Here is a 4559-nt window from a genome sequence, read left to right on the forward strand (position 1 = left end):
CTGAATAGTGATTAAAACTATTCAAAGGATTATGTATAAAAATAGATCCGTCATTTTCCCTTGGTAATTAGCAAACCGACAAAATCGGTTGGTAGTTAAGGTACGACATAATCGCTTGGTGATCACAGACATAAGCTTTACTTGTTATCACGCTTTTGGACAGAAACGCGTCAGAGCTAAAACTCTAAAAATTAAGATTCGCATTAGGGAAAGTATTTCGAAACTCGGCTCTTGTTAAATGGCATGACTGGAAGTACAGCAGGCGCTTGTTAAGTGAATTTACGCCAAAATGACGTACTTGTTTTATGGCCATTATCGTCCTTGATAGAAACGTTATTTCTATTTTCTGTAATCCTTAGCGACTCACAGTTTCTTTGTAAAAGTTTACCAAACTGTGCATTAAACGAGTAATGCGCAGGAGTGCCAACATTGCTGTAGAAGCCACCAGAGTATTCCCTTAGAACATCTGCTGTCGAAAACTCTGAAGCATCAAATGCATCAATGATTTCCTGAATTCTAGGAACGCTAACCTCTATAATTTCATCCATTCTCTAATACCTTACTTCACTTAACGCAGAGTTAATGGGCACCTTTGTGGCGAAGCCTCGCTTGAAGCTGTCCAGCCCGAAGGGCGATCATTGCACGTTTTGTTATGCATTGCTTTCCACAACGTAAGGTTTCATTTTTTTAAGACCAAGCTTCATTAATATAGCTGATAGCATAAATAACCCCATGGCAATAAATGGCTGTTCAAAAGCCCATGAGCTACCTGGCCAATTCACGACGATTATGGGAATGAATGCAAACAACAGGATAAGCTGACCTATGGGAGGGTGAACCACTTTGGAATTACAGTTACTGCACACATATTCAAAGCCGAGCCCGTAGAGTGATTTTAAGCCTTCAATTTCAGGTTTACTTTTCTGAGTGCTACAGCTTGGGCAGATGAATTTTGCCAACTTTACTCTCCTGATGCATAACGTTTTAATATACGGCATGCGCGTTTTGCCAATGCCTGTTGTAAAAGTGTGCAAAGCTTTCTCCCGGTAAATTCAAATAAAAACAATTCACTACCTTAAATCGTTGTAAATCGTATCCAATACACTTTCGGGGGAAACTCTGTTGCACACTTACATCTTACTGAATTTACATCTATTTTTATTTTCACTCAATAGCAAACCGTGAACTGATTGCGCATAATTTGGAGATTATCCGCACAAAACCAATCATACTGTATAAAAGTACAAGCACTGGTTAACTAAGAGGTTATCGCTAGACGGAACTTATGCCTTTCCGACTAATGAGAAAAAGTATTACAAAGAGGTCAGTGCTGCATAGGAAGAATTACTGGAGATAACACATAATGGGGCATTTTCTTGTTAGCAACTTAACCAAGATAACCTCAATCGAAGAGAGAACTTTATTGTAAATCAGCAAGTGTAGATGCGGCAGCGGACGTTGATGGCATCGTCGAGCCTTCACGGATGATTCTTTTGAAATCAAGAGTCGGTGTTTCGCTGAACCTTCTCAAAGTAAAGAGTGCACATACCCTCGCCGGAGGCGATAGGTAAGAATGAGAGAATGTGAGAATGTGAGAATGTGAGAATGAGATTCAAACATATATCCCAATATCATTGAGCAAAAGGAAAAATGTAATCAGCCTTCATTCGAAGGCTTGCTAACTTTGGCTCTGCTGCGGACAAGATCAGCCAAAAAAAAGATTGGCATTACAGCCAACCTTCTATCATTTAGCGTTTGATTTGTTTATTCGTAATCAGAAGAGTAGGTTTCTTCATAAGTGTGTGAATAAAGCTCAAATAGATTGCCGAATGGGTCTTCCAGATAAACCATTTTAGCCGGCTTATTGTTATCTTCAGGGTGATAACGCATGATATCCATTCTCACTTTACCGCCAAATTTTTCAGTTCTTTCTATCACCCCATCAAAGTCCTCAGTTTGAAGACAAAAATGGAAAATGCCAATGCGAGAAAAATCAACTTCGTGTCGCTCTGCCCGTTCTTTCATTTCAAATAGCTCTATACCAATACCATCAGTCGTCACTAGGTGTGCAATGTTAAAGCCTTTAAAACCTTCGCCAAACACAGCAACACACATTCTACCGATTGCGGTCTCACGTTCTTCTTCAACTTTGGTATTACCCATTACGACTTTAAGGCCAAGAGCATTGGTATAAAACTCTACAGCTTTATTCATATCGCCTACCATGATACCCACATGATTCATTTTCATAATTTGCTCCAAACTCTGATGATTGTTTCGTAATTCGTTTTGATGAAGTGAGTATAGGTGCCGCAGGCAATTACATTAAATTATCAATACTTATAATTATGATAACTCTGCATTATGATCAATGGCGTGTATGCGTATAAATCTCGTGCATAGTGATTTGAGCCAGTATAGATGTGGCACAGCTTGGGTGCTGCAGTCGCGCTTACAAGGAAGAACTTTCAACGGTATCCATACCTAAAGACCAGTTCAGCATCCATGCACGGCACCCGCTGCAAGCGATAGATAACATTGAAGCCTAAAGCTTCAACCCTGCAGCCATTGCCAAATGAACCAAAAAGAAAATAAAACCAGCCTTCATTCGAAGGCAGCCCTAAGCTATAACCAAGCAAACAGGTCATACTGATCTGATAGCAGTTTCATACTCATAATCACCGACATGGTCACTACCAGAGGTTTGATGATTTTCGTGCCCTTCGTCAGTACCAGACGCGACCCCAGGGTGGCACCTAATGCCTGACCGATGAGCATGATGCCGCCAAGCATCCAAAACACCTTGCCACCGATGGCGAAAAAAATCAGTGACGCAATATTGGTCGAAAAGTTAAGCACCTTAGCGTGAGCGGTGGCCTTAGCCAGCCCAAAGCCCGCCAGAGAAACGAAGGCTAAGGCGAAGAAACTTCCGGTGCCCGGGCCAAAGAAGCCATCGTATAACCCCACTCCCAAGGCGGCAGTGAAGGCGAACAGCGTTGGCGTTAACACTCTATGCCTGTCATCCTCACTGATTTTCTTAGAAAGCAGAAAGTAGGCACCTATCGCCAACATCAAAAATGGCAGTAATACCTCAAGAAACGCGGCATCTATCTGCTGTACAGCAATAGTACCTAAAGCAGAGCCGATAAAGGCACAGAGTATCGCGAGCTTCATCTCCCCAAGCTTAACCATCCCCTTGCGGACAAAATAGAGGCTGGCAAAAAAACTGCCCCCACAAGCTTGAAGCTTATTGGTCGCTAAGGCCGCCGTCGGAGGCAGACCGGCCCACATCAGGGCCGGAATAGTAATTAAGCCACCACCACCCGCTATCGAATCGATAAACCCCGCTAATACCGCGACGGCGAACAGTAATGTAATAAGTTCATAGGAAAACTCGATTGCCATGTTTATTTATATTTATCTTATTATCGAATGCCGCTATTAGACGATGTTTGCACACGAAAGGCAAAGGAGTTATCTTCCCTTAATCGTGAGAAAATCTCAGCCTTAATTTCAATCTTGCATCTGACACCTGAAAGACGAGAACCTTAATGCATACCACATTACCTCCATTAAATTCGCTACTTGCCTTTGAATCGGCATCGAGACACCTAAGCTTTACCAAGGCCGGCAGTGAACTTTTTGTCACGCATGGAGCGATAAGTAAGCAGATAAGGGGCTTAGAGGAGTATTTGGGAGTCCCGTTGTTCTTAAGGCAACACAGAAAGCTGGTGCTCACAGATGAGGGCTTACGTTATCTACCACAGATACAGGCAGCACTTAAAACCATCAGTCATGCCACCGACGAGATAAAGTCACAACAGATGCTCACACAGAGCCTCTCGATTAATGTATTGCCGAGTCTAACGATCAATTGGCTGATCCCCAGAATGGAGGAGTTTAAACAGCGCTATCCTCACCTCTATGTCGACCTGTCCATCGGAGATTTTACCCTGGACTTTGACAAGAGCCCCTGTGATATTGCCATAAGAAGTGCCACTAAAGCTCCACAAAACTGTAATTTCATCAAATTAATGGATGAAGATCTTTGTCTGGTTTGCTCTCCTCAAATAGCAACAAGGCTGAAAACCTTAGAGGATATTAACCGGATGACGCTACTGAAGCACACAACGCGTCCGGAGCTTTGGCCCTATTGGTCAGAAAAGGTCGGCTTATCCTTAACCACGGATAAGAAGTTCGGTATGGAGCATTTTTACATGTTGAGTCAGGCAGCCGTTAGCGGCATGGGGGTGGCGCTTATCCCACGATTCTTTATCGAGGAGCAACTGGCTGACGGAAGCTTAGTGATCCCCTTCGAGTCGAGTTTTACCAGCCCCTATACCTATTATGTGCTGACTCCAAAATCAAAGAATTTGCCATTGAAAGCCAAGGCCTTTATCGACTGGCTGCTGGAAATTTTTGCCCCCTATAGAACCTGATGTGACCCCCTAATAGTGGACACCTTACTATAAGCGATAAGGTGTCATGAAAATTAAGCCACGTAAAACCTATACGGCAGCCTTTAAAGAGGCAGCTGTTCAACAATCTTTAAATTCTCC

General features: G+C 42.9%; 5 protein-coding genes. 1 reads left to right on the top strand and 4 read right to left on the bottom strand.

Annotation, left to right across the window (positions count from 1 at the left end; translation table 11 throughout):
• Positions 1-269: 269 nt before the first annotated feature.
• The 4 genes from EKG38_RS24550 to EKG38_RS24565 all read right to left on the bottom strand — a co-directional run bounded on the left by EKG38_RS24550 (position 270) and on the right by EKG38_RS24565 (position 3405).
• The gene (locus tag EKG38_RS24550) at positions 270-548 is read right to left on the bottom strand and encodes a hypothetical protein (RefSeq protein WP_126523509.1); all 279 of its coding nucleotides are present in this window, start codon (positions 546-548) and stop codon (positions 270-272) included.
• Positions 549-650: 102 nt separating this feature from the next.
• Positions 651-1034, bottom strand: coding sequence for a hypothetical protein (locus EKG38_RS24555; protein WP_126523510.1), 384 nt, complete (start codon positions 1032-1034; stop codon positions 651-653).
• A gap of 730 nt (positions 1035-1764) precedes the next feature.
• Complete coding sequence (locus EKG38_RS24560; RefSeq protein ID WP_126523511.1) at positions 1765-2250, bottom strand: VOC family protein; 486 nt, start codon at positions 2248-2250, stop codon at positions 1765-1767.
• Between the two features lie 375 nt (positions 2251-2625).
• Positions 2626-3405 (bottom strand): TSUP family transporter, encoded by a 780-nt coding sequence (locus EKG38_RS24565; RefSeq protein WP_126523512.1) that lies wholly within the window; start codon positions 3403-3405, stop codon positions 2626-2628.
• A 146-nt stretch (positions 3406-3551) separates the two neighbouring features.
• Here EKG38_RS24565 and gcvA point away from each other — a divergent pair, with 146 nt between their 5' ends.
• Positions 3552-4439 (top strand): transcriptional regulator GcvA, encoded by an 888-nt coding sequence (gcvA, locus tag EKG38_RS24570; protein ID WP_126523513.1) that lies wholly within the window; start codon positions 3552-3554, stop codon positions 4437-4439.
• Positions 4440-4559: the final 120 nt, after the last annotated feature.

Origin of the sequence: Shewanella canadensis (assembly GCF_003966225.1) — a bacterium.
Lineage (GTDB): Bacteria > Pseudomonadota > Gammaproteobacteria > Enterobacterales > Shewanellaceae > Shewanella > Shewanella canadensis.

Excerpts from the sequence above, each read along its gene's own strand:
- EKG38_RS24550 (WP_126523509.1), bottom strand. The coding sequence starts at position 548 with ATGGATGAAATTATAGAGGTTAGCGTTCCTAGAATTCAGGAAATCATT.
- EKG38_RS24560 (WP_126523511.1), bottom strand. The coding sequence starts at position 2,250 with ATGAAAATGAATCATGTGGGTATCATGGTAGGCGATATGAATAAAGCT.
- EKG38_RS24565 (WP_126523512.1), bottom strand. The coding sequence starts at position 3,405 with ATGGCAATCGAGTTTTCCTATGAACTTATTACATTACTGTTCGCCGTC.
- gcvA (WP_126523513.1), top strand. The coding sequence starts at position 3,552 with ATGCATACCACATTACCTCCATTAAATTCGCTACTTGCCTTTGAATCG.